This is a genomic window from Desulfitispora alkaliphila (genome assembly GCF_050433185.1).
In the GTDB taxonomy this organism is placed as follows: domain Bacteria; phylum Bacillota; class Desulfitisporia; order Desulfitisporales; family Desulfitisporaceae; genus Desulfitispora; species Desulfitispora alkaliphila.
Map to the genome: position 1 here is coordinate 1 of NZ_JBNPXS010000042.1, position 23,648 is coordinate 23,648.

Below are 23,648 nucleotides of genomic sequence, written 5' to 3' on the forward strand. Positions count from 1 at the left end.
AACTTTGGCTAATTTCTTAATTACTTCAAAAGAACTGTGTGGTTCTTTTCTTTTTAAATCGCACAACTGTTTAGTTTTCAAAGACCAACTTGTTCGCCGCCGTTTTGGCGAGTTTTATTATCTTACCACATCATCTAGTGATGTGTCAAGAACTTTTTTTCAATGTGTTTTGCGTCACCCGTTTCAAGCGACTTATATATAGTAACATGCTAACTTTAGTTTGTCAATGCTTTTTATCTATAAAGCATGTCTCCCAAAGCGCATATACTAATATACCACATAGTATTTGTACCGTCAAGTATTTTATGGTGTAAAGAAAATAAAATAAAGAGCCAGGTTAATATAACCCAGCTCTTTACTTAAAAAATACGCATATAACGTTACTTTGCTTTAGTTCCAACCTTCTCTATTACAATAGCGCAGTCTGGACATACAAGCTGACACATGTTACATGCTATACATTTATCAGCGTCGTTTACTTCCACTGCTGGTGTCCCGTATACACCTAATGCTTTAGACCACTCAATAATTTTAACTGGACACTTTTCAATACAGAGGCCACAACCCTTACACATACCAGGGAAGATAGTAAATTTTCCTTTTACACCTTCAAATGTCAGGGCTTTATCAGTCATTGACATAGCTTAACCCCCCTTTAACGTTTAAATTAAAGCGCTTCTTTTACTAGTTCTACGCCCCGCTCAAGAGCTTTAAAGTTTAATTCTCTCAATTTAGGGTTTTGCTCAAACTTGTATCCTAATTTAGCTTCAATAGCTTTTTTCGCTTCTTCTAGCGATACTACACCTGTTGCACCAATGACCGCACCCATGATAATTACATTAAATACTCTTGGATGAAGCTCATTTTTTGCTACTTCTATTGCTGGAATAGCAAATACTTGTTTTGCGTTTTTAGGTAGATCTTCTTCTACTCCTTCAATTGCAGCATCGTAAACAAATACTGTGTTTTCATCTACATATTGTTGAGTTCTTTTTACAGCACGATCACTCAACGCAATAACAATGTCACCCCTTTTGAATTTAGGTGAACCAATAGTGACGCCTTTATCGTCTGCGATTTGAACAAAGGCAATGGATACCCCACCACGTTGCTCTACACCAAAGTTAGGAATGTACATGGCGTCTTTGCCTTCATTGTATGCTGCATCAGTAATAATTCCAGCTACTGATTGAACACCTTGGCCACCTTCACCAGCCAAAGCAATTTTACTTATATTCGCCATTATTAACCCTCCTTATTTTCACCGGGTACTTTTAGTTCGCCCACTTTAAAGAACTTAGGCATATCTTTTTCAATAAATTCCCATGTCTTTTGAGCATTAGTTCTCCAGTTTGTAGGACAACCCGCCAAGGCTTCAACAAAAGAAAATCCATTTCCGTTTACTTGGTTTTCTAGGGCCTTTTTAATGAACTTTTTCAGCTGTCTCATGTTTGAAACTGTTCCTCGAGCCACATAAGACCCTTCTGGTGCAATTGCTGCAACCATTTCTGGACCCTGAGTCGGATTTCCTGTGCTCTCAACATCACGTCCATAAGGAGATGTTTCAGTTTTCATGCCCGGTAGAGTTGTAGGTGCCATTTGTCCACCTGTCATACCGTAGTTTGCATTGTTTACTAGCAATACAAACATTCTTTCATTTCTACCTGCAGCGTTTACTAAGTGCTGTGAACCAATGGCATATCCGCCGCCATCACCCATATACGCAATTCCAAGTAATTCAGGTCTTGCTCTTTTAATTCCAGCTATAACTGGAGTTGTTCTTCCGTGGTGAGTTTGAACTGTATCCACGTTGAAGAAATCCCAAGTTAAAAGAGAACAGCCAATATCGCAACCAAAAACTATTTTATCCTGAATTCCCAATTCATCAATAACTTCACCTAATGCCTTCAATACTAATCCATGTCCACACCCTGGACAAAATTTATGTGGTTTTGTTTCAACACGCCATGATTTAGGCATTGCTGGTTGTAAACTCATATCCGTAACCTCCTTCCGGAATTATAAAGTACTCTTTACTTTATCTATAAGCTCTTCTGCTGTAATACCAATACCAGGTCTAAAATATTGCTCAATTGGTGTAGTTGTTCCAAAAATTGCATGCTTAACTAGTTTTTCAAATTGTCCTTCAGCAGATTCAATAACCATAAGCTTCTTAGTGTTGTCTGCTACTTCCCTTAATTGCTTTTCTGGGAAAGGTCGAAGGGTAATTGGTCTAAAGTAACCAACTTTGATGCCTTCTTTTCTCAGTTGATCCATAGCACCTAATGCTGCTCTTGAAACAACACCATGGGATACCAATACTATGTCAGCATCTTCTACATTCTTAGCATCATACTCTACCAACTCTGGAGAAATTTCTTCATATTCTTTAACCTGCTGCTTGATTACATCAAATAGCTCTTCTTCCGTGTTATAAGTATTTCTCAAGTGATTTGGATCTCTGTCTACTCCTGGAGTTCCTGGTTGTCCCACTAGTGGAGTAGGCTCTACCATCTCAATTCCTCTTTCAGCAGGATCATACATAGTTAACGGCTCTCTCATTTTTGCTTGATACCCATCGCCCAAAACAAATGTTGGGAAGCGATATTTCCATGCAGTATTGAAAGACTTGATAGTGTAGTCATACAGCTCTTGGTGAGTTGCTGTAGAATAAACTATCCTTAGTCCCTCTCCGTTTCCACCATAACAGGTCAAAGTTACTTCCTGCTGCGAGTAAATAACTGTTGCAGTTGATGGGCCCCCACGCTGTTGAACTACAAGAACAGTTGGAATTCTCATCATTTCTGCCATTGATATTGGTTCTTGCATCAATGTGTTTCCAGGCCCCGCAGTTGCAGTGAACGCTTTCTTTCCTGATAGCACACCTCCAACTGTAGTAAAACCTGCTGAGATTTCATCCTCAGTTTGTAAGAATTTTTTGTCATGCTTTGGTGCTAATCGAGTCCAATAATGCATTACTTCGTTTTGAGGAGTGATTGGGTAACCGTACATAATATCCACATCTGCAGCAAGAGCTGCCCAGGCCACTACTTCGTTACCCGTCATAAAAACTTTCTTTTCTCCTTCAATTGGCTTTTTAGCCATGAGTAAAACACCTCCTATTAGTTCTCCTTACTTTTAAATAGTCTGGGAAAAATGGTTACTTACCAAAATGTCTTGGGCATGTAGCGATGCAAAACACGTATACTGTTTCCCATACAATCGGTTTCGCCTATATCTGCTGCAAACTTTTCGTCAACTGCAGTAGCTATTACTGGAGTTGACAGCTTGTTGGCAACAGATGTAACTACTTTGGCTCCTTGCTGGATTACATCCAGGTCAGTTTCATCGCCTAAGTGTGTATTATTGACAATCCCATCTACTTGTCCTAGACTTTGCAAGTATTCCACTATATCTTCCTCAGATGAAGTCATTGGTCTACTAACATTAACTACAACTATTACTTTGAAAGCTTCTTCATCTTCTATACCTTCAATAATGTTGAGGGTTTTTGCCCCCTCTACACCATAACCTATATCTAATATTAGATCCCCTGTACGTCTTAAAACCCATCGCATTTCAGGTTTTATTACTGAACCAGCTTCACCTAAGCCCAGGGTTTCTTTAGTTTCCCAGGCCACTACATCAATCCCCAAACTCATTAATTCCTTTTTGATAGGACGCAATGTATAAAACGGCTCAACTAAATCCAAATCAACTATGGTGACTTTCCGCCCCTCTTTTGCCAATTGTATTGCTCGATTAACCGCATTTTCACTTTTCCCGCTAGCGTACTCTCCTATGTAAGCTTCTACAATTCTACTCAATTATCCAGTCACCTCACTTAGTTAAACCTTTTTTGAAATCAACTCTTTTTATTATTTGAAAATACCGCAAATTTTATCACTAAATAACAAAAGCAACAAGTTTAAACTTGTTGCCATTACTATCCTAGACAAGGATAAGTATACTTTAAATTTTTATATAGAGTCAACAAAGGACAAAGAATTAAGTTAGTTGTTAATTTTTCGAAAAGCAACATTGATAGGACTAATTCAAATTTTACACAAGTATGAATTGTAGTATTAAGAGTAGTATTATTCCCGGAATACCAAGAAAGCCCGCTACGAGCACAGTAACAATATTAATAGCTATTGTAAAACCAATATAAGCTCCAAGAAAATTGATTACTAAAAGTAGTATCAAACCTATAAGAGAATTATAAAGTAACTTTACAACTAGCTTTAAAGGCTTTAGTAATATTTTCCCAATAATCCATATTAGGAAAATCACAAGTAATATGGCAAATAACATATTCAAATCAAAGCTCATTTCAATACCTCCTGATCTTCGTTATGGGTACCTTGTGTATGCTGCTTCCTCATTTCCTCCATCAAGTACATATATCTTCTTTCAGCTGCTTCCATGCGATGAATAGCATAATCTATTAATTTTTCATCGGTCACCTGATTAAAGTATTGATTAGCTATCTTCCATTCTCTCTTAGCTTCTTCTAAACTTCTACCGAGATCATCTTGGGACTCTTCTACCTTAATCACTTGTGATGCTAAATGATTAATTAAATTATTTAGGTTTTTCATGCTCATCCTCCCAAAACCACTTTTCCATATATATATGTACAAGTTTCAGGTTAATTACTCAATTTTCATTGGAAAAGTCATTGGGGAGTAAAAAAGAAGTAGCCCCCAAAAGACTACTTCCTATTTTTATTCTTATATTTCCCTTCGTCCCTCTAAAGCTTTGAGCAAGGTCATTTGGTCTGCATACTCCAAATCTCCACCCATGGGCAATCCATGAGCTATGCGAGTAGTTTTAACCTCTAAGGGCTTAACTAATTTGGAAATATACATAGCAGTAGCTTCACCTTCCACATTGGGGTTAGTTGCAACTACTATTTCCTTAACATTTTCTTTTTTAGCTCTATAGAGCAATTGATCTAGCTTTAATTGCTCGGGCCCTATTCCATCCATTGGTGAAATAGCCCCATGAAGAACATGGTACAATCCTTTGTACTCCCCTGTTTTTTCAATAGCTACTATATCCCTGGGCTCTTCCACTACACAGATGATGCTTTTATCCCGCTTTTGACTTTCACAAATAATGCACGGATCTGCTTCAGTTAAGTTATTACAAAGGGAGCAGTATCTTGTTTTTTCTTTAGCATCAATTATAGCCTGAGCCAATTTATTAGCCTCTGTTTGAGGGGAATTTAAAATGTAAAACGCCAGGCGTTGTGCAGTTTTGGGCCCAACACTTGGCAGTTTACTGAGTTCCTCTATTAATCTTGCTATAGGTTTTGCGTAGTAAAGCATATTTCTACTTAAAATAAGCCAGGCATTTTCATGCCACCAGTAATCTTACTCATTTCCTGACTCATCATTTCTTGAGATTTTCTCAATGCTTCATTAACTGCAGCTAAAACTAAGTCTTCCATCATTTCTACGTCATCTGGATCAACTGCTTCAGGCTTAATTTTGATTGACACAACTTCCTGTTTACCGTTAGCTACAGCTGTCACCACTCCACCACCTGCACTAGCTTCAACTTCCTTTTCAGCTAGTTCTGCTTGCATTTTTTCCATTTGCGCTTGCATTTTTTGTGCTTGTTTCATCATCTTGTTCATATTTCCAAAACCCATTTTTAAACCTCCCTATCTTTATTTATAACATTAACATACTCTTCTCCAAAAAACTCTTTCGCATCTTCTACAAAGCTACTTTCACCTTGCACTTGTCCTTTTTCATCAGCTTCGCTATCTCTAATAGCAGTAGCTACCTGTATTTCATAAGATGTAACCTCTTTTATAGCTTCCGCTAAAATTTCTCTATTGTCTCGTTGGTCTGCTTTTTCCCGGTGAAAGCCGTATCCAGGATCAAATGCAATCGTTAAGACATTATCATGGATTTTAGCAGGTTGCGCCTCTAACAAAAAAGCGTGAAGTGATATTTTCTTTTGCTTTACCTTATTTAAGATTTGTTGCCACTTAGTTTTTATGTTCTCAATATTAAATTGGGCAGTGCTTTGACTTTCCGATTTCACCTCAGGCTTAGACTGCCCTTGTTTAGGTTGTTTATCTAATTTTACCTTAGACTTTTCCCTTGTGTCAACTTGGACAAATTTCTTTTCTTCAACTCCCCTAGCCAACTTAATAGAAATCATCTCAACTAATAGTTTTTGATTAACTGCATAGCGCATTTCTCGTTCTATCTGAGTTAATAAATCAATCGCTTGGTAGATTCTTTCCTGGCTGTATGACTTTACTTGTAGCTCAAGTTGCTCAAGAAACTGTTCCGGTAAGTTAACTAAATCTTTATCTCCACCAAATTTTAAAACTAGCAAATTGCGATAATGGTCAATCAAGCCCCATATAAACTGCCCTAAATCTTTTCCCTCTCGGGACATTTCATCTATGATAAAGAGTAATCCTGAACTATCGCATTCTAATATTTTTTGGCTAAAATCTATATACAATTCATCACCAACAGTACCAATAATATCAGTTATATCACTAGTAGTTATTCTTCCACTGGTAAATGTTATAGCTTGGTCTAAGAGGCTGAGTGCATCTCTCATCCCTCCCTCGGCAGCCCGAGCTATCAAATAAAGAGCCTCGTAGTCAGCTTCTATACTGCTCTCTGCACAAATAAACTGTAATTGATTTATAATATCATTATTTGTTATTCGTTTAAAATCAAATCGCTGGCACCGGGACAGTATTGTCAATGGTAATTTATGAGGCTCGGTAGTTGCCAGAATAAAAATCACATGCTTTGGCGGCTCTTCTAAGGTTTTTAACAGAGCGTTAAAAGCTTCTGTGGTTAACATATGTACTTCATCTATAATGTATACTTTATACTTACATTGGGTAGGTGCAAACTTAACCTTTTCCTTTAAATCTCTTATCTCATCAATACCTCGATTGGATGCCCCATCAATCTCAATTACATCATATGCTGAACCGCGATTAATACTGGTGCAAACTTCACATTCATTACAAGGCTCTCCCTCGGATAGGTTTAAACAGTTTACTGCCTTAGCCAAGACCTGAGCACTAGTAGTCTTACCTGTCCCCCTCGGGCCACAAAACAGGTAAGCATGAGCAATTCGCTCATTCTTAACAGCGTTCTTTAGAGTCTTACTTATATGCTCTTGACCTACAATTAGTTTAAAGTTATGGGGTCTCCAAGATCTGTACAGGGCAATATAGCTCATATTTGTCACCTTGCTTCCCTTTATCGTTGCTTCAAATTATAGAACAAGCATTTCTCAAAATCAATAATGGAAATAGAAAAAAAGACGGCACACTGGCCATCTTCTATTTATTATTTATAATGGCCGCGCAGCTCGCCTTTGAAGTAAACTTCCGAGCGTTACTCAAACAGTTAGCTCAAAACAGGCAACCCTACGGCACACAAGCTTGATTGCTTACCGCTGCTTCCTTCCGGATCTGACGGGGTTCACAATTTCTTGTTGCGTAGGACCCATTCGTCAACACCACTTACCTGAGCCAGACCTCACAAGAAATACTCCGAGGGCGAGCATTCGACCTCGCTATAGCGGATTGCGAGTACAGGGCACCGCTACCTCCCCATCTAGCGCGACCAAACTTTATATCATTTTTAGCTGTAAATAGTATTATACACCATTATTCCCCTAAATACAAGGAATGTAGATATATTAAAACCCAGTAAAATCTGGGTCCTAGTATGCAATGGCGGAGAGAGAGGGATTTGAACCCTCGAGACAGGTATAACCCATCTACTCGCTTTCCAGGCGAGCGCCTTCAGCCACTCAGCCACCTCTCCATAGATGTTATATAATTTGTCCAACGAATTAATATTATAGTCTAATCCGCTTAAAATGTCAATAGTTGATGTCCTCCACCTTCTTGGCAAATAATAGGTATATTAGGCCAAATGCCAAAACCATAGCCAAGCCAATTATTAAGGAGTGATTTATAACTGCAGTTCCTACCACAAACCCAATAAAATAAAAAATACTCCCGTATATCAGATTTCCTATGGTGAAAAGTAGCATCGCTTTCAACTTGCTCTTGCCTGTATACCCTACGAACATGGGCACCACCTTACCCACACCAGGCAGGTGCTTTGAAAAAATGTAAAATAGCAGCTGGTTTTTAGAAATTGTGTGGGCACCTATGCGTACTACCTTTCCCCCATATTTATTAAAAAATAGCACTAAGAAGGTAGGTAGGAGCTTACTGTAGCCCCACTTGTATCGCTTAATATAATTGCCCAAGTATAATAATAGGAAATCACTTATAATTAATGCCACCATAATTGTAATAAATCCAGATGTGGCTTCAATTTTTCCCGTTGAACAAAACACCCCTGCCATTATTATGAAAACTGGCACCCCAGACTGATCCACCATGGTGCCAAAAAATATCAGTGGATAGCTGTATTGCTCCAAAAGCTTAATAATAGTTTCCAGCAATTTTTTCCCTCCACGAGCTAATTTAACCTTAATTTATGCTCATGAGTGGATTTTAAGAACTGCCCTTCTAGTAAAGATGCTGTAAGAAGTGCTCTTTCAGCACAATTTCTTGCCCATCATAAGTTAAATAATTTTTCTGCTCTAACTCCCTAATAACAGCTAACATACTCTTAGGACTTCTACCAGTTTTTATACACAAGTCCCTAACTGTAGGAGAGCCTTTTCTGGTTATGGCCATATTCAGCGTAATCCTCAGCACCTTCCGCTCAATGTGAGAAAGCATAAGATAAACCCCCTATCGAATATTTGTTCGATATAATTATACATCAATAGTCGGTTTTAGTAAAGGCTGCTTTTCTTTTAATCAGTAGCTTAGAAACTATGTAAAGTAGAGGTATCTCTATCAAAGGTCCAGCTATTAAAACCAAGGCTATCAGAGGTTGATCCGGAAACGCAGTAACTGCTATAGCCAGAGCCAAGGGCGAATTTCTTGCCATAGTAGTAAAGGTAATGGTCACTCTTTCACCGTACTTAAATGATAATCGACTTGCTAATAGCTGATTTAACACATATATAATTACAAAAAAAGCACCTATAGGCATGAGTAAGGTGAGCATATGCTTTAAGTTACTCAGTAGCTCAGCGCCCTGTGAGGCAAACATGGCCCCGATGGCAATCAAAAGGAAGATAAATTGATAATTGCCCATGGGTTCTACCCTACATTTGAAAAATTCCTCCCCTTTTGTTTTTATAGCTACTATCCTAATCAAAAAGGCTACAACTAAGGGCAGTAAAAGTACCGTTATAATACTCCACAGCAACAGGCTGCCGTCAATTTCAATTATAGTTCCTGCAAAAAATGCCAAATAGGCTGGCAGCAACAATAGCTGTAGCAATAGATTCCAGGGAAGCAAGCTCAAGCCCAATCCCACATCTCCCTTTGAGAGGCTAATAAAAACCAGATACCAGTCAGTGCAGGGAGTGATCATCAGCATAAAAAAGCCTACCCACAACTGGGGATACTGCTGTAAAAACAGGCTACCCAACAAGTAGGCCAATACAGGTGTTACAATAAAATTAATAGCTATGCTGAGCATTGCTACTTTACCGTTAGTAAATCCAGCCTTTAGATTTTTTAAGGGCAGCTGTAGAAAAATCAAAAACAGCATAATAACTAATGCAGGGACAATTAAGCTTCCCGCGTGTTTTGCAACTAACTCAAAGGAGCTTAGTAGTAGACCTATAGCTATTGCAATTGCAATAAAAAGTGACTGAAGCTTTTCCAGCTTACTTAACTCCTCATCCTCACTCATATATTTTATCCCCTTTATTCACTCATTTCCCATTATTATATTATATTCCAGCTGCAAAATAAACAGGCTGCCCAAAAGGTTACATCAACCTTTGGACAACCCACCTACTTCTTGTTCCTATAATTAAAAAAGGCAGCAATAAAGACTAGCATAGACACTCCCAACACGGCCTTAGGAGTGTTGGATGTTTCTATTACTTCTCCTTTGGAGAAGTCGTATTCAGCTCTATGGCCCATTCCATCATCAGCAACTGCTTTACTGGGCTGCAGCGTCTTGTCATAATTGAAAATTCCTTCCTCACTGACATTACCTTTAAATAACTCTTCATCCTGCCCACTGTAAAGTATTACTTGAGCCCTCTTGGCAATTGTACCATCGTCGTATATTACCTTGACTATACCAGGCTCCATATCTCGAATTAACATTCTATGAGCATAGGCTTCTTCAGAAAAGCTTAAAAAAGTTATTGCCATTATTATAGCTATTACAGAAAATCTCAATTACTCACTTCCCCTTTCCTTATTTTTTGCTTTTAACAAACATAACTCCTGCCCCTACCAATAGTACCGCAGCTATTATATATAGATAAGTACTGCTTCCTTCATCACTTTTAGCGTCACCTACCACCTCTGCAGTATCTGAAGCTTCTACTTGCTCATCTGCAACAATAGCTTGAGATTCATAGCTATTAGAGTTAATCAGTGCTGTAGTAGTAAAGCGAGCTCCAAGAACCTCTTCTCCATCTACTTTATCAATACTATGGTCAAAATAACCTGCCTTTATCAGCCAAGGTCCATCCATGGTGCAGGTAAAGCTAAATTTTCCTTCTTGGTCAGTTGTTGCTTCTGTTACCTGCTCCTCGGGAGAAATTATAATAATATCTACTTGACTAAGTGGTTCTCCACTGTACATTAATTGAGCTTCCACTTCTTCACCGGCGTGCAAATGACCTACATCTGTGAGTACTCGCACTTCAAAGGGCAGTCCTGATAATTGATCCCACGCCTCCACATCCTCGTCACCGTAAACATTCACATAAGCCTTGGCCGTAGTGGCTACATTCTGGATTCCCTGTGGCTCCCCATGACGAAAATCAAGAACTCCTCTGTCGTGATAAAAAATAACCTGATAGTCTCCACCCATATCAGGGGTAAATACAACTCGATAGCGATCATCTAGCTTCTCCATCTCTAGGTCAACCTTCTCTCCCCGGGGAGTAAGAAGCCAAATCTGTCCTTCTGCTATAGCATCAAAGTAGGCACTATCAGGATCTATATTCTTAGGAAAATGTCCCCAAAACACATCTACAGTATGCTCTTCTCCCACCTCTCCTTGGCCATCTGTCTCCAACCAGAGCTCGTGAGCCCAGGCCGATGTTGCAAAGAGCATAGTGCATACTAATGTTAATGCCAACATTTTAATTTTCTTCATTCTGTCCCCTCCACGTTTTAACTTATATATTCTTTATGTAAAGTACCTTAGTACCTGCTTTTAAAAGCGCTCCCGCTAAAAAGCCAGTTGCTATTCCTTCGATGATAAATATGGGCACATGGGCAGCAAACAGCGTTCCCGCTACCGATACTGGATACCCACTTAAAAATAATACAGTTGACCCCATCCCCACCTTTGTGACACCTGCCAGCATTCCTGCTAGTCCAGCAAATACAGTCACTACTTTAATGTTGCGTCTTCTTTCGTTTTCCCTTATAAGAAACTTACTAGAGCTGAATACTAGCCAGCCCACAAGGGCTCCCATTCCTAGGTTGAGTACGTTGATGCCCAAGGTGCTAACTCCTCCGTGCTTAAACAGCATCAACTGCAGAAAAACAGCAATTGCTACTGAAACAAAGGCTCTAGGGCCTAAGAGAACTCCAGCAAATCCCAAAAATGAAAAGTGTACCGTAGTATATCCCATGGGGATAGTAATAATTGAGGCAACAAATAAAACTGCAGTCACTAAACTAATCTTTGCCATCTCTCGAGCAAGCTCTCGCTTAATTGTAGTCGCAACTGTAATCAAAAAGGATAATCCGTAACCCAAAAAGCTAATTTGACCTGATACAACACCGTCTGGAAGATGCAAATAAATCACCTCATCTATTTATTTAATCTGGCCAAAATTATGGTCAGAAGTTTTAAAAGGGAAGCATCCAAACAACAGATGCTTAAAAAAAGTATATATGAAAATTAGGAGGTTAAAGCTCTGCCTAGTGAGCTCCAACATAAAATAAAAAACTGCAAAAATTACCCCTGTCTTCTGACAGAAATAAACTTTCGCAGTTTAATTAGTCGTTATTATCTTTTTAAGATTAAGTTCGTAAAACAATAATGTATAAGTGGCTTCTGCCACTTGATTGTATCTAAAGGTATTCTACCTGGCTTTTAAAAATCCTGCACGTATTTCAAAATAATTAGAAAAATTAAATACACATGCACTAAGAGCTATTCCAAGTAGCGCCCCAGCTAATATATCAAGGGGATAGTGTACTCCAACCATTACCCTTGACAAGGCAGTCATAGTAGCTAAAAGTAGCATTATTACCCCTAGTTTTTTATATACATAATAGATTGCCATAGCGATCACAAAGGCACTTACTGCATGCATACTGGGCAAAGATGCATTAGGAGCATGATATATTAAACTCTCTATTTCTAAAGCCACAAAGGGCCTCGGCCTTTCATAAAGGAATCTAAACAATTGAACTATTACAACCGCAGTGGCAGGCGCAATTATAAAAGGTATCAGTTTTTTGCTACGATTCCATATTAAAATCCCTATAATTGTTATATAGATAATAGCAAATAATTTTGACGACATATTTGTAGCAAATATAGAAAGGTTGGCTAACAGTGCATTATCCATAGTAGTATTAAAGAAAATATGAAAAAGCTTCTCATCTATTGTTGCTAGCATATTGCTCTCCCCCAAATTATAGAAAAACTTGACTTTTAACCTTTTCTTAACATTAACATTTTAAATAGTATATTCTCTACCCGAAAAAGTCAAGAGCCTACGCTTTGGAAGCTACTTCCTGTTGGCGAACCTTATTCTTAAATTTAAAGTTAACTGCAGTGTAAATAAATAATGCTACCCAAATAAAACCGAACCCTATCATATGAGCCTGAGTAAACTCTTCCTTAAACACTACTACACCTAAATACAGACTAATTGTAGGAGCTATATATTGAATAAAACCCAATGTAGACAGTTCTACCCGATGAGCACCCATGGCAAAAAACAACAGTGGTGAAGCCGTAGCCACACCAGCTCCCACTAGCAGTAGAAATACAGTAGTAGAAACACTACCTACTGCTCCAAATCCCTGTGATTGCTGAAAAATTAAATACGCTAATGCCAATGGCATCATTACAGCTGTTTCCAAGAACAGGCCAGTAATAGAATCGACCTTAAGCATCTTCTTCATTAATCCATAAAAGGCAAAGGTAAGTGCCAAAGTTAGGGCAACCCATGGAATTTGACCATAATTAATCGTCATAACCGCCACTCCTGCCCCTGCCAATATAACTGCAAACCAACTCCAAAAGCTTAGCTTTTCTTTTAAGATAATTACACCTAATAATACTGTTACAAGGGGACTGATATAATATCCCATACTGGCTTCAACTACACGATCTACACTGACAGCCCAAATATAGGTAAACCAGTTACAGCTAATAATAAACCCGCATGCAAATATTAGTTTTAAATGCTTAAAGCTAGAAAGTGTAGTTTTTACACGTTTCCAACTACCCGCTATGGTCAAGATTATCCCAACAAAACAAAAAGACCATAGTATTCGATGGGCCAAAACCTGGTCTGCAGGCACTTGATTTAACAACTTCCAGTATAGTGGTAATAAACCCCACGCCACATATGCTATTAGTGCAAAGATAATACCCTTTTCCCTCTCCCCAATAACTCTTGCTTCTCCCAATTCTAGCCCTTCTTTCTCACTTAATTAAATACTTATATTGTATTGTACTAAACAATATAGATCAATAGCTAAAAAAATCATATATTTACAGTTTTAGTTATGTCTAAAAAAGTTAGTGCATATAATTGTTTACTAAGAAGGTTTTTCTCTAGGAGGTACATGGGAAATGGATAAAATGGATGAACAATTTTATACTGCCCGAGGTTACGAAATATCAGCTCGGGAGAATGCTTTGACTGCTAGTATGGAAGATTATTTAGAAATGATTTATCGCTTAAGTCAGAAAAACGGTTATACCAGGGTGAATGATTTAGCCGAAAGTCTTAACGTACAACCTCCATCAGTTACCAAAATGATCCAAAAACTTAGCGAAAAATACCTGTTAGAGTATGAGAAATATGGAATGATTCACCTTACAAGTGAAGGCAAAAAACTGGGTCAATATTTCCTAGATCGTCACAATACCCTGCGAGAATTTCTCACTTTAATAAAAGCAACGGATAACCTTCAAAAAGACGTAGAAACTATGGAGCACTATTTTAGCTTCAATAACTATAGGGTTATCTCTGCTTTAGTAGGTTTTATGAAGGATAACCAGCATTTTTTAAAAGACTTTTATAAGTACAAAGAAGCTTATTTAAAGGAGAACCCAAGAGAGCCCCAACCCTAATAGGAGTTGGGGCTCTCTTGTTTCAATAAAATATTCTATGAGACAAACACCAAAATAGCATAGGAAAATATAATACTATTAGTTCAGGTTAGCCGCATTTAACTTTATTATTCGCTGCTACTTTCTGAAGTCAAAAGACTTTTGAGGAGGAGATGCTATGAATTCAATTGTTGAGGTTAGCAATTTAACAGTTTCTTATGATGGAAAAAGAGCCTTCGAAGATATATCTTTCTCTATTACTCCACAACAAATTGTAGGTATTATTGGCCCTAATGGAGCTGGAAAGTCAACTCTAATAAAGGCCATCATGGGTTTAATGAGTATTGATTGTGGGCAGATCAAGATAATGAATAAGCCCATTGTAAAAGTGCGCAAAGAAATTGCCTACGTACCCCAGCGCAGTTCCATAGACTTAGATTTCCCCGCTTTGGTAGAAGATGTTGTTATGATGGGCCGTTACCCCCACATATCCTGGTGGGGTTTCCCCAGAAAAAAAGATTATAAGATAGTAGAAAATAGCCTTAAGCAAGTAAAAATGTATGATCTTCGGAAAAGACAAATTGGTCAATTATCAGGAGGTCAACAACAGCGAGTATTTTTAGCTCGAGCTTTAGCTCAGGAGGCAGAATTATTTTTCCTAGATGAGCCCTTTGCGGGAATTGACATTACTTCAGAAAATATGATTATGGGTCTTCTAAAAAATATGTGCAACCAGGGCAAAACATTATTTGTAGTTCACCACGACTTGAGTAAAGCAGAAAGCTATTTCGACAGCTTAATTCTCTTAAAGAATAAGCTCATTGCCTGTGGCAAAAGAGAAGACGTCTTTAAGCTAGATAATTTGCGGCAAGCTTATGATGGCAAAGTAGCAGCTTTTTCTAACAGCGAAGAATACATGGTGGTGAACCAGTAATGGAAAATATAAATTTTTTCTTGGATGCCTTGGCTCGCTATACTTATTTGCAAAATGCCATGGGGGCCGGTATTTTAGTTGGGATTATCTGTGGGCTCATTGGCTGCTTTATTATCTTAAGGGGCATGGCTTTAATGGGGGACGCTATCTCTCACGCAGTTTTGCCAGGAGTAGCAATAGCCTACTTTTTAGGATTTAGTTTCTTTATCGGTGCTGTTATAACTGGAGTGCTCACTGCCTTAGGAATAGGCTATATTTCACAAAATAGCAAGATCAAAGACGATTCTGCTATCGGCATAATGTTTACAGCCAGCTTTGCCTTGGGAATTGTGATGATCACAGCTAGAAGAGGAACAGGAGTAGACCTGTGGCATATCCTTTTTGGCAATGTATTGGCCGTTTCGCAAGCAGACTTGCTGATGACATTATCAATTGGGGTCCTTGTGATTACCTGTGTCCTGCTCTTTTACAAACAATTAGTGCTCAGCACCTTTGATCCAACTATGGCTCAAGCAGTGGGTTTACCAACAAAGCTAATCCACTACGCCCTAATGTTAATCCTATCTTTAGTTACTGTAGCTTCACTGCAGACTGTGGGTATAGTTCTAGTAGTTGCTATGCTAATAACCCCTGGTGCTACTGCCTATTTATTGACAAATCGCTTGCCCATAATGCTTTTGCTATCCATGTTTTTCGGAGTGTTTTCTGCAGTAACAGGTGTCTACTTTTCCTTTATCTACGATGTGGCCACAGGTGCATCAATTGTATTAGTAGCTTCAATATTATTTGGTTTGAGCTTTTTATTCTCACCAAAACAAGGTTTATTTTTTCAAAAATATCGAGCCTACATGGCTCGTGCTAATAATAAATTACTAAAAGGAGTGTGAAGGTAAGAATGTTTAAGAAAAAGGGAGCCTTATTTACTCTCTGCATCGTGCTAATCTTTACTCTAGTAGTAGCTGCAGGATGCGGGCAAGACAGTGTTGAGCAAGATGCAAGTGAGGGTAATGAAAATGAAGGTTTAAATATTGTAACAAGTCTGTCTATATTAAGTGATCTTGTAGAAAACATCTTAGGCGATAGAGGAACAGTTGAATTTCTTATCCCCATTGGTGAAGAACCTGAAGATTATGAGCTATTGCCCAGCGATATGCAAAAAATAAGCGATGCTGATCTGTTTATTTTAAATGGTTTTCATCTAGAAGAGGGAATTGAGGCTAATATAGGCAATGTAAGCGACACAAAAATTATTCACGCAATAGATGGGGTTACACCCATTCCCTTGGTTGGTGAGGATACACCAGATCCCCACGCATGGCTTGATATCCAGTTAATTGCTGATTATTATGTAGAAAACATTTTAACTGCTTTAATCGAATTAGACCCGGAAGGAGAAGAGCATTATAGAGAAAATGCAGCTGCTTATAAAGTTGAACTGCAAAAGTTAGATGCATGGATAAAAGAACAAGTACAACAAATCCCAGAAAAAAATAGAATTATAGTAATTAGTGAAAATGCTATGAAGTATTATGGTGAGGCCTACGGCTTCCACACAGAGGGAATTTGGGAATTAAATTCCCATGAAGAAGGCACTCCTCAACAAATATCTCGCATTGTAGAATTAGCTATTGAAAAAGAGCTCCCAGCACTTTTTGTAGAAACAACCGTAGACAGTAGATATATGAATACCGTGAGCAATGAAGCTGATATTCCCATCGCAGGAGAGCTTTATACTGATGCTGTAGGTTTACCCGGGAGCGGTGCTGAGACATATATTGACATGATGAAGCACAACACAGATACCTTGCTTAAAGGCTTAAGTAAGTAACTTAATTTCTCAATCCTCTAAAGAAGTCTTTTAGCAATTGACTACACTGGTCTTCCTCTATACCAGCTACAACTTCAACTCTGTGGTTGAGTAATGAACTATCAACTAGGTTAAAACATGTGCCGCAGGCTCCACCTTTAATGTCACTGGCACCAAATACGACCCTATCTAATCTAGACTGAACGATAGCGCCGGCACACATAGTACATGGTTCTAAAGTAACATAAAGTGTAACACCACTTAATCTCCATGTATTCAAGACCTTACTTGCCCCTGTAATAGCCAAAATCTCTGCATGGGCTGTAGGGTCTTGTTTCAATTCCTTTTGATTATAACCTGTAGCCACTACTTGATCATCTAAAACAGCTACTGCACCTACTGGAACTTCACCTCGAGCAGCAGCTTTTTTTGCTTCTTCAATAGCTAGCTTCATGTATTTATTGTGATCCATTTGTATCACACCTTTTATATTAGTTTTACTTACACCGATGGAAAGTTATACTCTCCATCGGTGTAAAAAAGTCCACTATTATTAGTGGACTCTGAGGTCTAAATTAAATGGCGGAGAGAGAGGGATTCGAACCCTCGATACGGGTTTTAGCCCGTATAATCGCTTAGCAGGCGACCGCCTTCGACCTACTCGGCCATCTCTCCATATTTTTTAAAAAAGCTACTAACCTAAAGTTAGTAGCTTATTATTAGCTTTAATGGCGGAGGGGGTGGGATTCGAACCCACGGAACCCGCAAAGGCTCAACGGTTTTCAAGACCGCCTCCTTCAACCGCTCGGACACCCCTCCTAGAAATATTAAACGTGAAAACAATAGTAATCTTATCATTAAATCATGTTTTTGTCAAGAAAATCTTTTACATAATAAATGAATGTTTTTATTCTTTTATGAAACAATTTGTGCTTGTTTTACGTCTTATAAAATAAGCAACGAAATTAATTATACAACAAAGGAGATGAATTATCAATGAAAAAAAAGGGCTTGATATTATTTACCATTTTTATGTTTGCCATAGGTCTTCTCTTTACAGCCTGCGGCAATGATCAGGAGGCTCCAAGTAATGGTGATCAAAATGATCATGGCAAAAATGGCCAGTATTCAGAATTGCCTCCTACTAAAGAAGCCATCATTCTGATTGAAGGTATGGAAGAAACAATCAATCTACAACTATACGAAGATGATACAATGTATACTTACTACCCAGAAGACATGAAGGCTCAAGCTTTTGACTCAAAAACTGGAGATGGGGTAAAGTTTTATGCTAACTTCAATCAAGTTGAGAACAAGGATGTCTATGTGAAAATTCAAAAGGGGATTGTAGATGTAGCTAATGAGAATGATTGGACCATAGTTGAAGAATTCTCTTCTTATGACAACTATCCTTGGGCCATAGAAGCAGCGTACTTTGTCACTGATGCTGATACCACTGGTTCTATCTACAAGGGTGAGTACCAAGCAAAAGAATTTACTATTACAATTCACTTCCCCTATGAATATGGTGATGGATTTTACCCAAGGGCCAATATGATTATTGATAATATTGTTTGGAAATAAGAAAAAGGGGTGCTCTGATAGCACCCTTTTTTTAACCTTTCTTTCCTATTACCTTTTTTCCTCCCATATAAGGCTGCAACGCCTCTGGTATTGCTACAGTGCCATCTTCCTGCTGATAATTCTCTAAAATAGCTGAAACAGTACGTCCTACTGCAAGCCCTGATCCATTAAGTGTGTGTACCAAAATCGGCTTCGCTTTAGGTTCAGGCCTATACTTAATGTTTGCCCTTCGTGCTTGATAGTCCTCAAAGTTACTGCATGAGGATATCTCCCTATAGCCATTAAAGCTTGGAAGGTAAACTTCTAAGTCATATGTTTTAGCTGCAGAAAACCCTAAGTCTCCTCCGCACAGGCAAACGACTCTGTATGGTAGTCCTAACCTCTTTAATATTTCCTCTGCACTATTAGTTAACTTTTCTAGTTCCTCATAAGAGTTATCTTGTTGTGCAAATTTCACAAGCTCTACTTTATTAAACTGATGCTGTCTAATAAGCCCTCTAGTATCTCTTCCATGGGCTCCAGCTTCAGCTCTAAAGCAAGCACTATAGGCAGTGTGCATAATAGGCAACTGCTCAGCAGTTAATATTTCATCTCTATACAAGTTAGTTACAGGAACCTCAGCTGTAGGTATTAGGAAAAACTCGCTACCTGCGACTTTAAAGGCATCATCTTCAAATTTTGGTAACTGACCAGTCCCAGTCATGCTATCTCGATTGACTAAAAAGGGCGGGAATATTTCCTCATAGCCATGTTCACTTGTATGAATGTCTAGCATGAAATTTATTAAAGCTCTTTCCAGTTGAGCCCCCATACCCTTATAAAAAGTAAATCTTGCCCCTGTAACTTTTCCGCCACGCTCAAAATCTAAAATGTCCAGTTCCGTTCCAATATCCCAGTGGGCTTTAGGTTCAAATTCAAATTTAGTAGGTTCTCCCCATACTCTAATTTCTTCATTTTCCTCTTCAGTTGTACCTGCTGGTACAGAATCGTGAGGGACATTCGGAATAGTAAGAAGCTCTTTATTTATTTCTGCTTCAATATTCCTTATTTCTTCATCTACTTCTTTTATTTTCTGAGAAACATCGCGCATCTCAATTACCATTTCATCGGCATTTTCTCCTGATCGCTTTAACTTTCCTATTTCCTCAGAAACCTGATTCCGCCTACTTTTCATTTCTTCCACTTTTACTAATAGTTGTCTCCATTTTTCATCCAAGAAAACTATTTTATCTATTGCAAACTCTTCTCCTCTTTTTGCTAATCCCTGGCGTACAGCTTCGGGATTACTCCTGATCTGCTTTAAGTCTAGCATTACTACCACCCTTTACAGTTTTACATATTTTACATCTACTACTGCTTCGATTTTATTTATTTTCTCAATAGTCTCTTCTGAAACAGCCTCATCAACAGCTAGTACCATTACTGCTATACCACCTAATTCTTTACGACCCACTTGCATACCTGCAATATTAATGTTATCTTCGCCTAGATATGTACCTACTAAACCGATAATACCTGGTTTATCTGTATGTGGTACTATAAGCAAATGACCCTTTGGATCAACATCAATGGAATAACCATCTATTGCAACTATCCTAAACTCTCCTTGTTTGAAAATAGTACCTTCTACAGATCTGACTCCTGCATCAGTTGTTAACTCAAGTCTTACTAAGTTAGCGTATTTTTCTATTTCAGAAGTCTTGCTTTCCTTGACTTTTATGTCTCTATTTTTTGCAATATAAGGCGCATTCACATAGTTAACTTCATCCCCAAGGGTTGGCCTCAATAATCCTTTTAAGCATGTGTTTGTTAAAGATGTAGTATCGTAGTTTGCCAATTCACCACTATATTTAACCTCAATTTTATTAAGTCTACCTTCTCCTAACTTGCTACATATCTTACCCATTTTCTCCATAAGCTCTAAGTATGGGTTCAAAACGTCTTTGTATTCATTTTTAACAGCAGGTATATTAACTGGATTTTTAACAAATTTCCCCTCAATTACTCGCTTAACATCCTTTGCTACATCAATTGCCACGTTTACTTGGGCTTCCTCTGTAGAAGCACCTAAGTGAGGTGTAACAACTACTGAGTTGAACTCAAACAGAGGAGAATCTGTAGCTGGTTCGGATTCGAAAACATCCAGAGCAGCACCTGCTATTTTATTATTTTTTATAGCTTCATAAAGAGCTTCTTCGTCTATTATGCCGCCTCTAGCAACGTTAACTATATAAGTTGTTGGCTTCATCATCTCAAACTGTTCTGCTCCGAGCATGTGCTTTGTCTTATCTGTTTTTGGCACATGCATGGTTATAATATCTGCTTCTTTGTAGATTGTTTCTAGATCTGCCAACTCAATTCCCAATTTGCTTGCCATTTCTTCTGAGATAAATGGATCATAGCCTAAAATTCTCATTTCCAAAGCAATAGCTCTCTTTATTACCTCAGTACCAATCTTGCCAAGCCCAACTACCCCTAGTACCTTATCTCTAAGTTCTACCCCCATGTACTTTTTGCGCTCCCATTTACCTTGCCTTAGTTCTGCGTGAGCTTGGGGTACATTTCTAGCTATACCAGTAATCATGGCAATAGTATGCTCAGCTGCTGCTATAGTATTCCCCTCAGGGGCATTCACTACTACTACCCCGTTTTCAGTAGCTGCTTCTAAATCGATGTTATCTACACCAACACCTGCTCTAGCTATAATTTTAAGATTAGATGCATTCTCAATTATCTTTCTAGTTACCTTAACTCCACTTCTTACAATAATAGCTTGATAATCTTCTATTATAGAAGCGATCTCGTCTTCTGCAAGCTTCAATTTTACATCTACCTGCACATTCTCATTTTCTTTTAGAATATTAATTCCTTTTTCTGAAATTGGGTCTGCTACTAATACTTTAAACACTCTTCTCAGCTCCTCTTAATCTTATTTTTATATACAAAAAAACCCCTAATCCCTAGTATAATACTAGGGACGAGAGGTTATTTTCCCGCGTTGCCACCCTATTTGACAGAAAACTGTCCACTTGCTAATATGTAACGACTATCGCCGTAGGGGTTTGCCCTCCACTCGGGGGGTGGATTCCATCAATACTAGGTTGGTTTGCACCTACCACCAACTCTCTGTAACTAGTATCTTGACGTACTATTCCCCGTCATAGTGTTTAAATACTGTTTATTCTATTGTTGATTATAATAAACCATTAAAGCTTTCATGTCAATATCTTTATTGCATTATTTCTTTGGATTCAGCAACTATTTGTAAAAAGTATTGATGTACTCTTAAGTCATCAGTTAATTCAGGATGAAATGCACAAGCTAATACATTTCCCTGCCGCGCCATAACTATTTTGTCTCGGTATTCTGCTAGTATTCCTACATTTGGTTCAACCTTTTCAATATAGGGCGCTCTAATAAATACTGCAGGGAATGATTTCTCACCTAAAACGTCTATGTTTATATCTACTTCAAAGCTATCAACTTGACGTCCAAAGGCATTACTTTTAGCTGATATATCCATTAACCCTAACCTTGGTTGTTCACTTTCATGTATATCCTTAGCCAGGATTATTAAACCAGCACATGTTCCAAATATCGGCATCCCATTTTCCACTTTAGTTTTAATATCATCCATCATCTTAAAATCACAGAGTAATTTTCCTATAGTGGTGCTTTCTCCCCCAGGAATAACTAATCCATCAATCTCATTTAAGTCATTTACTGTTCGAATTTCTATAGTTTCACATCCGCACTGCTCTAAAGACTTTATATGTTCTCTAAATGCTCCTTGCAATGCCAATATTCCTATTTTCATATACTACTCTCCTTCTATTACCAGCCACGCTCCTGCATTCTTTCTTGCGGTTCTAATGATGAAATTTCTATTCCCACCATTGGTTCTCCTAAATCTCTTGAAAGCTCAGCTAACATCTTAGCATCTTTATAATGTGTAGTTGCCGCAACTATCGCTTTAGCTCTCTTTACAGGATCTCCAGACTTGAATATGCCTGAGCCTACAAATACACCATCTACTCCCAATTGCATCATTAGAGCTGCATCAGCAGGTGTTGCTATACCACCAGCAGCAAAGTTAACCACTGGTAACCTTCCTTGCTCAGCAACTTGTAGTACAAGCTCATAAGGGGCAGCCATATCTTTTGCTGCTGTCATTAACTCTTCTTTTGGTAAATTTTGAAGCCTTCTGATTTCACCCATTACAGTTCGCATGTGTTTTACAGCTTCCACTACATTACCTGTTCCAGGCTCACCTTTTGTTCTAATCATAGCTGCACCTTCACCAATTCTTCTAAGAGCCTCACCTAAATTTTTCGCACCACAAACGAAGGGAACTTTAAAATCGTTTTTGTTAATATGATAGCTTTCATCAGCAGGTGTTAAAACTTCACTTTCATCTATGTAATCAACACCCAGGGATTCTAAAATTTGTGCTTCTACAAAGTGACCAATTCTAGCTTTGGCCATTACTGGAATACTAACTACTTCTAGTATCTTATCTACTACAGTAGGATCTGCCATTCTGGCAACTCCTCCAGCTGCTCTAATATCAGCCGGAACGCGTTCTAAAGCCATAACAGCACATGCACCAGCTTCTTCTGCAATCTTTGCTTGTTCTGGTGTAGTTACATCCATAATTACTCCACCTTTTAACATTTCAGCTAGACCAGTTTTAACTTTTATTGTACCTTTTTCTGCCATTTTAATTCCTCCTAGATATTCATTTAACTGATATATTCAGTATCGTCCTTATCTCAATATTTTACTATATTCTACATTAAAAAACAAGGATTATGTGTTTAACACAAAAACACCCACAAAAGTGAGTGTTTCTGATTGTCTGGCAGCGACCTACTCTCCCAGGACCTCTCGGTCCAAGTACCATTGGCGCTGAAGGACTTAACTGCTGTGTTCGGCATGGGAACAGGTG

29 protein-coding genes, 3 tRNA genes, 1 rRNA gene, 1 other RNA gene and 1 other annotated feature are annotated in these 23,648 nt (G+C 38.3%); of the genes, 6 read left to right on the forward strand and 28 right to left on the reverse strand.

The features are described from left to right. A partial coding sequence (locus GGQ84_RS12900) for a hypothetical protein (protein ID WP_429163232.1) occupies positions 1-202 on the forward strand: 202 nt, incomplete at its 5' end. Positions 203-380: 178 nt separating this feature from the next. Here the strand turns inward: GGQ84_RS12900 and GGQ84_RS12905 are convergent. The 20 genes from GGQ84_RS12905 to rarD all read right to left on the reverse strand — a co-directional run bounded on the left by GGQ84_RS12905 (position 381) and on the right by rarD (position 13,726). Next, on the reverse strand, positions 381-635 hold the full coding sequence (locus GGQ84_RS12905; protein WP_429163260.1) for a 4Fe-4S dicluster domain-containing protein: 255 nt from the start codon (positions 633-635) through the stop codon (positions 381-383). A 32-nt stretch (positions 636-667) separates the two neighbouring features. Further along, complete coding sequence (locus GGQ84_RS12910; protein WP_429163233.1) at positions 668-1,243, reverse strand: 2-oxoacid:ferredoxin oxidoreductase subunit gamma family protein; 576 nt, start codon at positions 1,241-1,243, stop codon at positions 668-670. Between the two features lie 2 nt (positions 1,244-1,245). After that, positions 1,246-1,998 (reverse strand): thiamine pyrophosphate-dependent enzyme, encoded by a 753-nt coding sequence (locus GGQ84_RS12915; RefSeq protein WP_429163234.1) that lies wholly within the window; start codon positions 1,996-1,998, stop codon positions 1,246-1,248. A gap of 21 nt (positions 1,999-2,019) precedes the next feature. Next, the gene (locus GGQ84_RS12920) at positions 2,020-3,105 is read right to left on the reverse strand and encodes a transketolase C-terminal domain-containing protein (RefSeq protein WP_429163235.1); all 1,086 of its coding nucleotides are present in this window, start codon (positions 3,103-3,105) and stop codon (positions 2,020-2,022) included. A gap of 59 nt (positions 3,106-3,164) precedes the next feature. Further along, the gene (locus GGQ84_RS12925; RefSeq protein ID WP_429163236.1) at positions 3,165-3,827 is read right to left on the reverse strand and encodes a hypothetical protein; all 663 of its coding nucleotides are present in this window, start codon (positions 3,825-3,827) and stop codon (positions 3,165-3,167) included. A gap of 235 nt (positions 3,828-4,062) precedes the next feature. Then, positions 4,063-4,332: a pro-sigmaK processing inhibitor BofA family protein gene (locus GGQ84_RS12930; RefSeq protein ID WP_429163237.1), complete on the reverse strand. Its 270-nt coding sequence runs from the start codon at positions 4,330-4,332 to the stop codon at positions 4,063-4,065. Further along, positions 4,329-4,601 carry a DUF2508 family protein gene (locus tag GGQ84_RS12935; protein ID WP_429163238.1) on the reverse strand — a complete coding sequence of 91 codons (273 nt, stop codon included), beginning with the start codon at positions 4,599-4,601 and terminating at the stop codon, positions 4,329-4,331. The genes GGQ84_RS12930 and GGQ84_RS12935 overlap by 4 nt, the downstream gene beginning before the upstream one ends. A 132-nt stretch (positions 4,602-4,733) precedes the next feature. Next, a complete protein-coding gene (gene recR / locus GGQ84_RS12940; RefSeq protein WP_429163239.1) occupies positions 4,734-5,333 on the reverse strand; it encodes a recombination mediator RecR in 600 nt (199 codons plus the stop codon). A gap of 8 nt (positions 5,334-5,341) precedes the next feature. Next, positions 5,342-5,659 (reverse strand): YbaB/EbfC family nucleoid-associated protein, encoded by a 318-nt coding sequence (locus GGQ84_RS12945; protein WP_429163240.1) that lies wholly within the window; start codon positions 5,657-5,659, stop codon positions 5,342-5,344. 2 nt (positions 5,660-5,661) lie between these two features. Next, on the reverse strand, positions 5,662-7,233 hold the full coding sequence (dnaX, locus tag GGQ84_RS12950; RefSeq protein WP_429163241.1) for a DNA polymerase III subunit gamma/tau: 1,572 nt from the start codon (positions 7,231-7,233) through the stop codon (positions 5,662-5,664). A 123-nt stretch (positions 7,234-7,356) separates the two neighbouring features. Next, an RNA gene (gene ffs / locus GGQ84_RS12955) (signal recognition particle sRNA large type) lies at positions 7,357-7,622 on the reverse strand. 111 nt (positions 7,623-7,733) lie between these two features. Next, positions 7,734-7,826, reverse strand: a tRNA-Ser gene (locus GGQ84_RS12960). 58 nt (positions 7,827-7,884) lie between these two features. Continuing rightward, entirely contained in the window at positions 7,885-8,478 is a 594-nt protein-coding gene (locus GGQ84_RS12965; protein WP_429163242.1) for a DedA family protein, read from the reverse strand. A 67-nt stretch (positions 8,479-8,545) separates the two neighbouring features. Further along, positions 8,546-8,761, reverse strand: coding sequence for a hypothetical protein (locus GGQ84_RS12970; protein ID WP_429163243.1), 216 nt, complete (start codon positions 8,759-8,761; stop codon positions 8,546-8,548). Positions 8,762-8,804: 43 nt separating this feature from the next. Continuing rightward, entirely contained in the window at positions 8,805-9,791 is a 987-nt protein-coding gene (locus GGQ84_RS12975; protein ID WP_429163244.1) for an arsenic resistance protein, read from the reverse strand. A 104-nt stretch (positions 9,792-9,895) separates the two neighbouring features. Continuing rightward, entirely contained in the window at positions 9,896-10,291 is a 396-nt protein-coding gene (locus tag GGQ84_RS12980; protein WP_429163245.1) for a hypothetical protein, read from the reverse strand. A gap of 19 nt (positions 10,292-10,310) precedes the next feature. Then, complete coding sequence (locus GGQ84_RS12985; RefSeq protein WP_429163246.1) at positions 10,311-11,222, reverse strand: DUF4198 domain-containing protein; 912 nt, start codon at positions 11,220-11,222, stop codon at positions 10,311-10,313. A 22-nt stretch (positions 11,223-11,244) separates the two neighbouring features. Beyond that, positions 11,245-11,874 (reverse strand): energy-coupling factor ABC transporter permease, encoded by a 630-nt coding sequence (locus tag GGQ84_RS12990; protein ID WP_429163247.1) that lies wholly within the window; start codon positions 11,872-11,874, stop codon positions 11,245-11,247. 288 nt (positions 11,875-12,162) lie between these two features. After that, positions 12,163-12,705 (reverse strand): phosphatase PAP2 family protein, encoded by a 543-nt coding sequence (locus GGQ84_RS12995; RefSeq protein ID WP_429163248.1) that lies wholly within the window; start codon positions 12,703-12,705, stop codon positions 12,163-12,165. A 97-nt stretch (positions 12,706-12,802) separates the two neighbouring features. Continuing rightward, positions 12,803-13,726 carry an EamA family transporter RarD gene (rarD, locus tag GGQ84_RS13000; RefSeq protein WP_429163249.1) on the reverse strand — a complete coding sequence of 308 codons (924 nt, stop codon included), beginning with the start codon at positions 13,724-13,726 and terminating at the stop codon, positions 12,803-12,805. Positions 13,727-13,892: 166 nt separating this feature from the next. Between rarD and mntR the strand changes: the two genes are divergently transcribed. The 4 genes from mntR (at position 13,893) to GGQ84_RS13020 (ending at position 17,137) form a co-directional block, all read left to right on the forward strand. Further along, positions 13,893-14,396, forward strand: a complete 504-nt coding sequence (gene mntR / locus GGQ84_RS13005) for a transcriptional regulator MntR (RefSeq protein ID WP_429163250.1) — start codon at positions 13,893-13,895, stop codon at positions 14,394-14,396. A 157-nt stretch (positions 14,397-14,553) separates the two neighbouring features. Beyond that, positions 14,554-15,309, forward strand: coding sequence for a metal ABC transporter ATP-binding protein (locus GGQ84_RS13010; RefSeq protein WP_429163251.1), 756 nt, complete (start codon positions 14,554-14,556; stop codon positions 15,307-15,309). Continuing rightward, positions 15,309-16,196, forward strand: coding sequence for a metal ABC transporter permease (locus tag GGQ84_RS13015; protein WP_429163252.1), 888 nt, complete (start codon positions 15,309-15,311; stop codon positions 16,194-16,196). The genes GGQ84_RS13010 and GGQ84_RS13015 overlap by 1 nt, the downstream gene beginning before the upstream one ends. 8 nt (positions 16,197-16,204) lie before the next feature. After that, on the forward strand, positions 16,205-17,137 hold the full coding sequence (locus tag GGQ84_RS13020) for a metal ABC transporter solute-binding protein, Zn/Mn family (protein WP_429163253.1): 933 nt from the start codon (positions 16,205-16,207) through the stop codon (positions 17,135-17,137). A 1-nt stretch (position 17,138) separates the two neighbouring features. On the opposite strand, the gene tadA is transcribed toward GGQ84_RS13020, so the two are convergent. The 3 genes from tadA to GGQ84_RS13035 all read right to left on the reverse strand — a co-directional run bounded on the left by tadA (position 17,139) and on the right by GGQ84_RS13035 (position 17,935). Then, positions 17,139-17,588: a tRNA adenosine(34) deaminase TadA gene (gene tadA, locus GGQ84_RS13025; RefSeq protein WP_429163254.1), complete on the reverse strand. Its 450-nt coding sequence runs from the start codon at positions 17,586-17,588 to the stop codon at positions 17,139-17,141. A gap of 108 nt (positions 17,589-17,696) precedes the next feature. After that, positions 17,697-17,791: transfer RNA gene (locus GGQ84_RS13030), tRNA-Ser, on the reverse strand. Between the two features lie 54 nt (positions 17,792-17,845). Beyond that, a tRNA-Ser gene (locus GGQ84_RS13035) sits at positions 17,846-17,935 on the reverse strand. A gap of 177 nt (positions 17,936-18,112) precedes the next feature. Here GGQ84_RS13035 and GGQ84_RS13040 point away from each other — a divergent pair. Then, the gene (locus GGQ84_RS13040) at positions 18,113-18,700 is read left to right on the forward strand and encodes a hypothetical protein (RefSeq protein WP_429163255.1); all 588 of its coding nucleotides are present in this window, start codon (positions 18,113-18,115) and stop codon (positions 18,698-18,700) included. A gap of 31 nt (positions 18,701-18,731) precedes the next feature. Here the strand turns inward: GGQ84_RS13040 and serS are convergent, their stop codons facing one another. The 5 genes from serS to rrf form a co-directional block, all read right to left on the reverse strand. Then, entirely contained in the window at positions 18,732-20,012 is a 1,281-nt protein-coding gene (gene serS, locus GGQ84_RS13045; protein WP_429163256.1) for a serine--tRNA ligase, read from the reverse strand. A 12-nt stretch (positions 20,013-20,024) separates the two neighbouring features. Continuing rightward, a complete protein-coding gene (gene serA / locus GGQ84_RS13050; RefSeq protein WP_429163257.1) occupies positions 20,025-21,608 on the reverse strand; it encodes a phosphoglycerate dehydrogenase in 1,584 nt (527 codons plus the stop codon). Positions 21,609-21,670: 62 nt separating this feature from the next. Beyond that, positions 21,671-21,871: a binding site (T-box leader), on the reverse strand. A 58-nt stretch (positions 21,872-21,929) separates the two neighbouring features. Then, positions 21,930-22,517, reverse strand: a complete 588-nt coding sequence (pdxT, locus tag GGQ84_RS13055; RefSeq protein WP_429163258.1) for a pyridoxal 5'-phosphate synthase glutaminase subunit PdxT — start codon at positions 22,515-22,517, stop codon at positions 21,930-21,932. A gap of 17 nt (positions 22,518-22,534) precedes the next feature. Next, positions 22,535-23,419, reverse strand: a complete 885-nt coding sequence (gene pdxS / locus GGQ84_RS13060; RefSeq protein ID WP_429163259.1) for a pyridoxal 5'-phosphate synthase lyase subunit PdxS — start codon at positions 23,417-23,419, stop codon at positions 22,535-22,537. A 137-nt stretch (positions 23,420-23,556) separates the two neighbouring features. Continuing rightward, positions 23,557-23,648 (reverse strand): 5S ribosomal RNA (gene rrf, locus GGQ84_RS13065); the annotation flags it as partial.

Bases quoted from the DNA above. Each gene is read 5' to 3' on its own strand.
- GGQ84_RS13020 (WP_429163253.1), top strand. From the start codon at position 16,205: ATGTTTAAGAAAAAGGGAGCCTTATTTACTCTCTGCATCGTGCTAATC.
- pdxT (WP_429163258.1), bottom strand. From the start codon at position 22,517: ATGAAAATAGGAATATTGGCATTGCAAGGAGCATTTAGAGAACATATA.
- serS (WP_429163256.1), bottom strand. From the start codon at position 20,012: ATGCTAGACTTAAAGCAGATCAGGAGTAATCCCGAAGCTGTACGCCAG.
- GGQ84_RS12985 (WP_429163246.1), bottom strand. From the start codon at position 11,222: ATGAAGAAAATTAAAATGTTGGCATTAACATTAGTATGCACTATGCTC.
- mntR (WP_429163250.1), top strand. From the start codon at position 13,893: ATGGATAAAATGGATGAACAATTTTATACTGCCCGAGGTTACGAAATA.
- GGQ84_RS12975 (WP_429163244.1), bottom strand. From the start codon at position 9,791: ATGAGTGAGGATGAGGAGTTAAGTAAGCTGGAAAAGCTTCAGTCACTT.
- GGQ84_RS13040 (WP_429163255.1), top strand. From the start codon at position 18,113: ATGAAAAAAAAGGGCTTGATATTATTTACCATTTTTATGTTTGCCATA.
- recR (WP_429163239.1), bottom strand. From the start codon at position 5,333: ATGCTTTACTACGCAAAACCTATAGCAAGATTAATAGAGGAACTCAGT.
- GGQ84_RS12935 (WP_429163238.1), bottom strand. From the start codon at position 4,601: ATGAAAAACCTAAATAATTTAATTAATCATTTAGCATCACAAGTGATT.
- GGQ84_RS12920 (WP_429163235.1), bottom strand. From the start codon at position 3,105: ATGGCTAAAAAGCCAATTGAAGGAGAAAAGAAAGTTTTTATGACGGGT.
- GGQ84_RS13010 (WP_429163251.1), top strand. From the start codon at position 14,554: ATGAATTCAATTGTTGAGGTTAGCAATTTAACAGTTTCTTATGATGGA.
- GGQ84_RS12905 (WP_429163260.1), bottom strand. From the start codon at position 635: ATGACTGATAAAGCCCTGACATTTGAAGGTGTAAAAGGAAAATTTACT.
- GGQ84_RS12910 (WP_429163233.1), bottom strand. From the start codon at position 1,243: ATGGCGAATATAAGTAAAATTGCTTTGGCTGGTGAAGGTGGCCAAGGT.
- GGQ84_RS13015 (WP_429163252.1), top strand. From the start codon at position 15,309: ATGGAAAATATAAATTTTTTCTTGGATGCCTTGGCTCGCTATACTTAT.
- GGQ84_RS12995 (WP_429163248.1), bottom strand. From the start codon at position 12,705: ATGCTAGCAACAATAGATGAGAAGCTTTTTCATATTTTCTTTAATACT.
- GGQ84_RS12970 (WP_429163243.1), bottom strand. From the start codon at position 8,761: ATGCTTTCTCACATTGAGCGGAAGGTGCTGAGGATTACGCTGAATATG.
- GGQ84_RS12915 (WP_429163234.1), bottom strand. From the start codon at position 1,998: ATGAGTTTACAACCAGCAATGCCTAAATCATGGCGTGTTGAAACAAAA.
- tadA (WP_429163254.1), bottom strand. From the start codon at position 17,588: ATGGATCACAATAAATACATGAAGCTAGCTATTGAAGAAGCAAAAAAA.
- GGQ84_RS12930 (WP_429163237.1), bottom strand. From the start codon at position 4,332: ATGAGCTTTGATTTGAATATGTTATTTGCCATATTACTTGTGATTTTC.
- pdxS (WP_429163259.1), bottom strand. From the start codon at position 23,419: ATGGCAGAAAAAGGTACAATAAAAGTTAAAACTGGTCTAGCTGAAATG.
- dnaX (WP_429163241.1), bottom strand. From the start codon at position 7,233: ATGAGCTATATTGCCCTGTACAGATCTTGGAGACCCCATAACTTTAAA.
- GGQ84_RS12945 (WP_429163240.1), bottom strand. From the start codon at position 5,659: ATGGGTTTTGGAAATATGAACAAGATGATGAAACAAGCACAAAAAATG.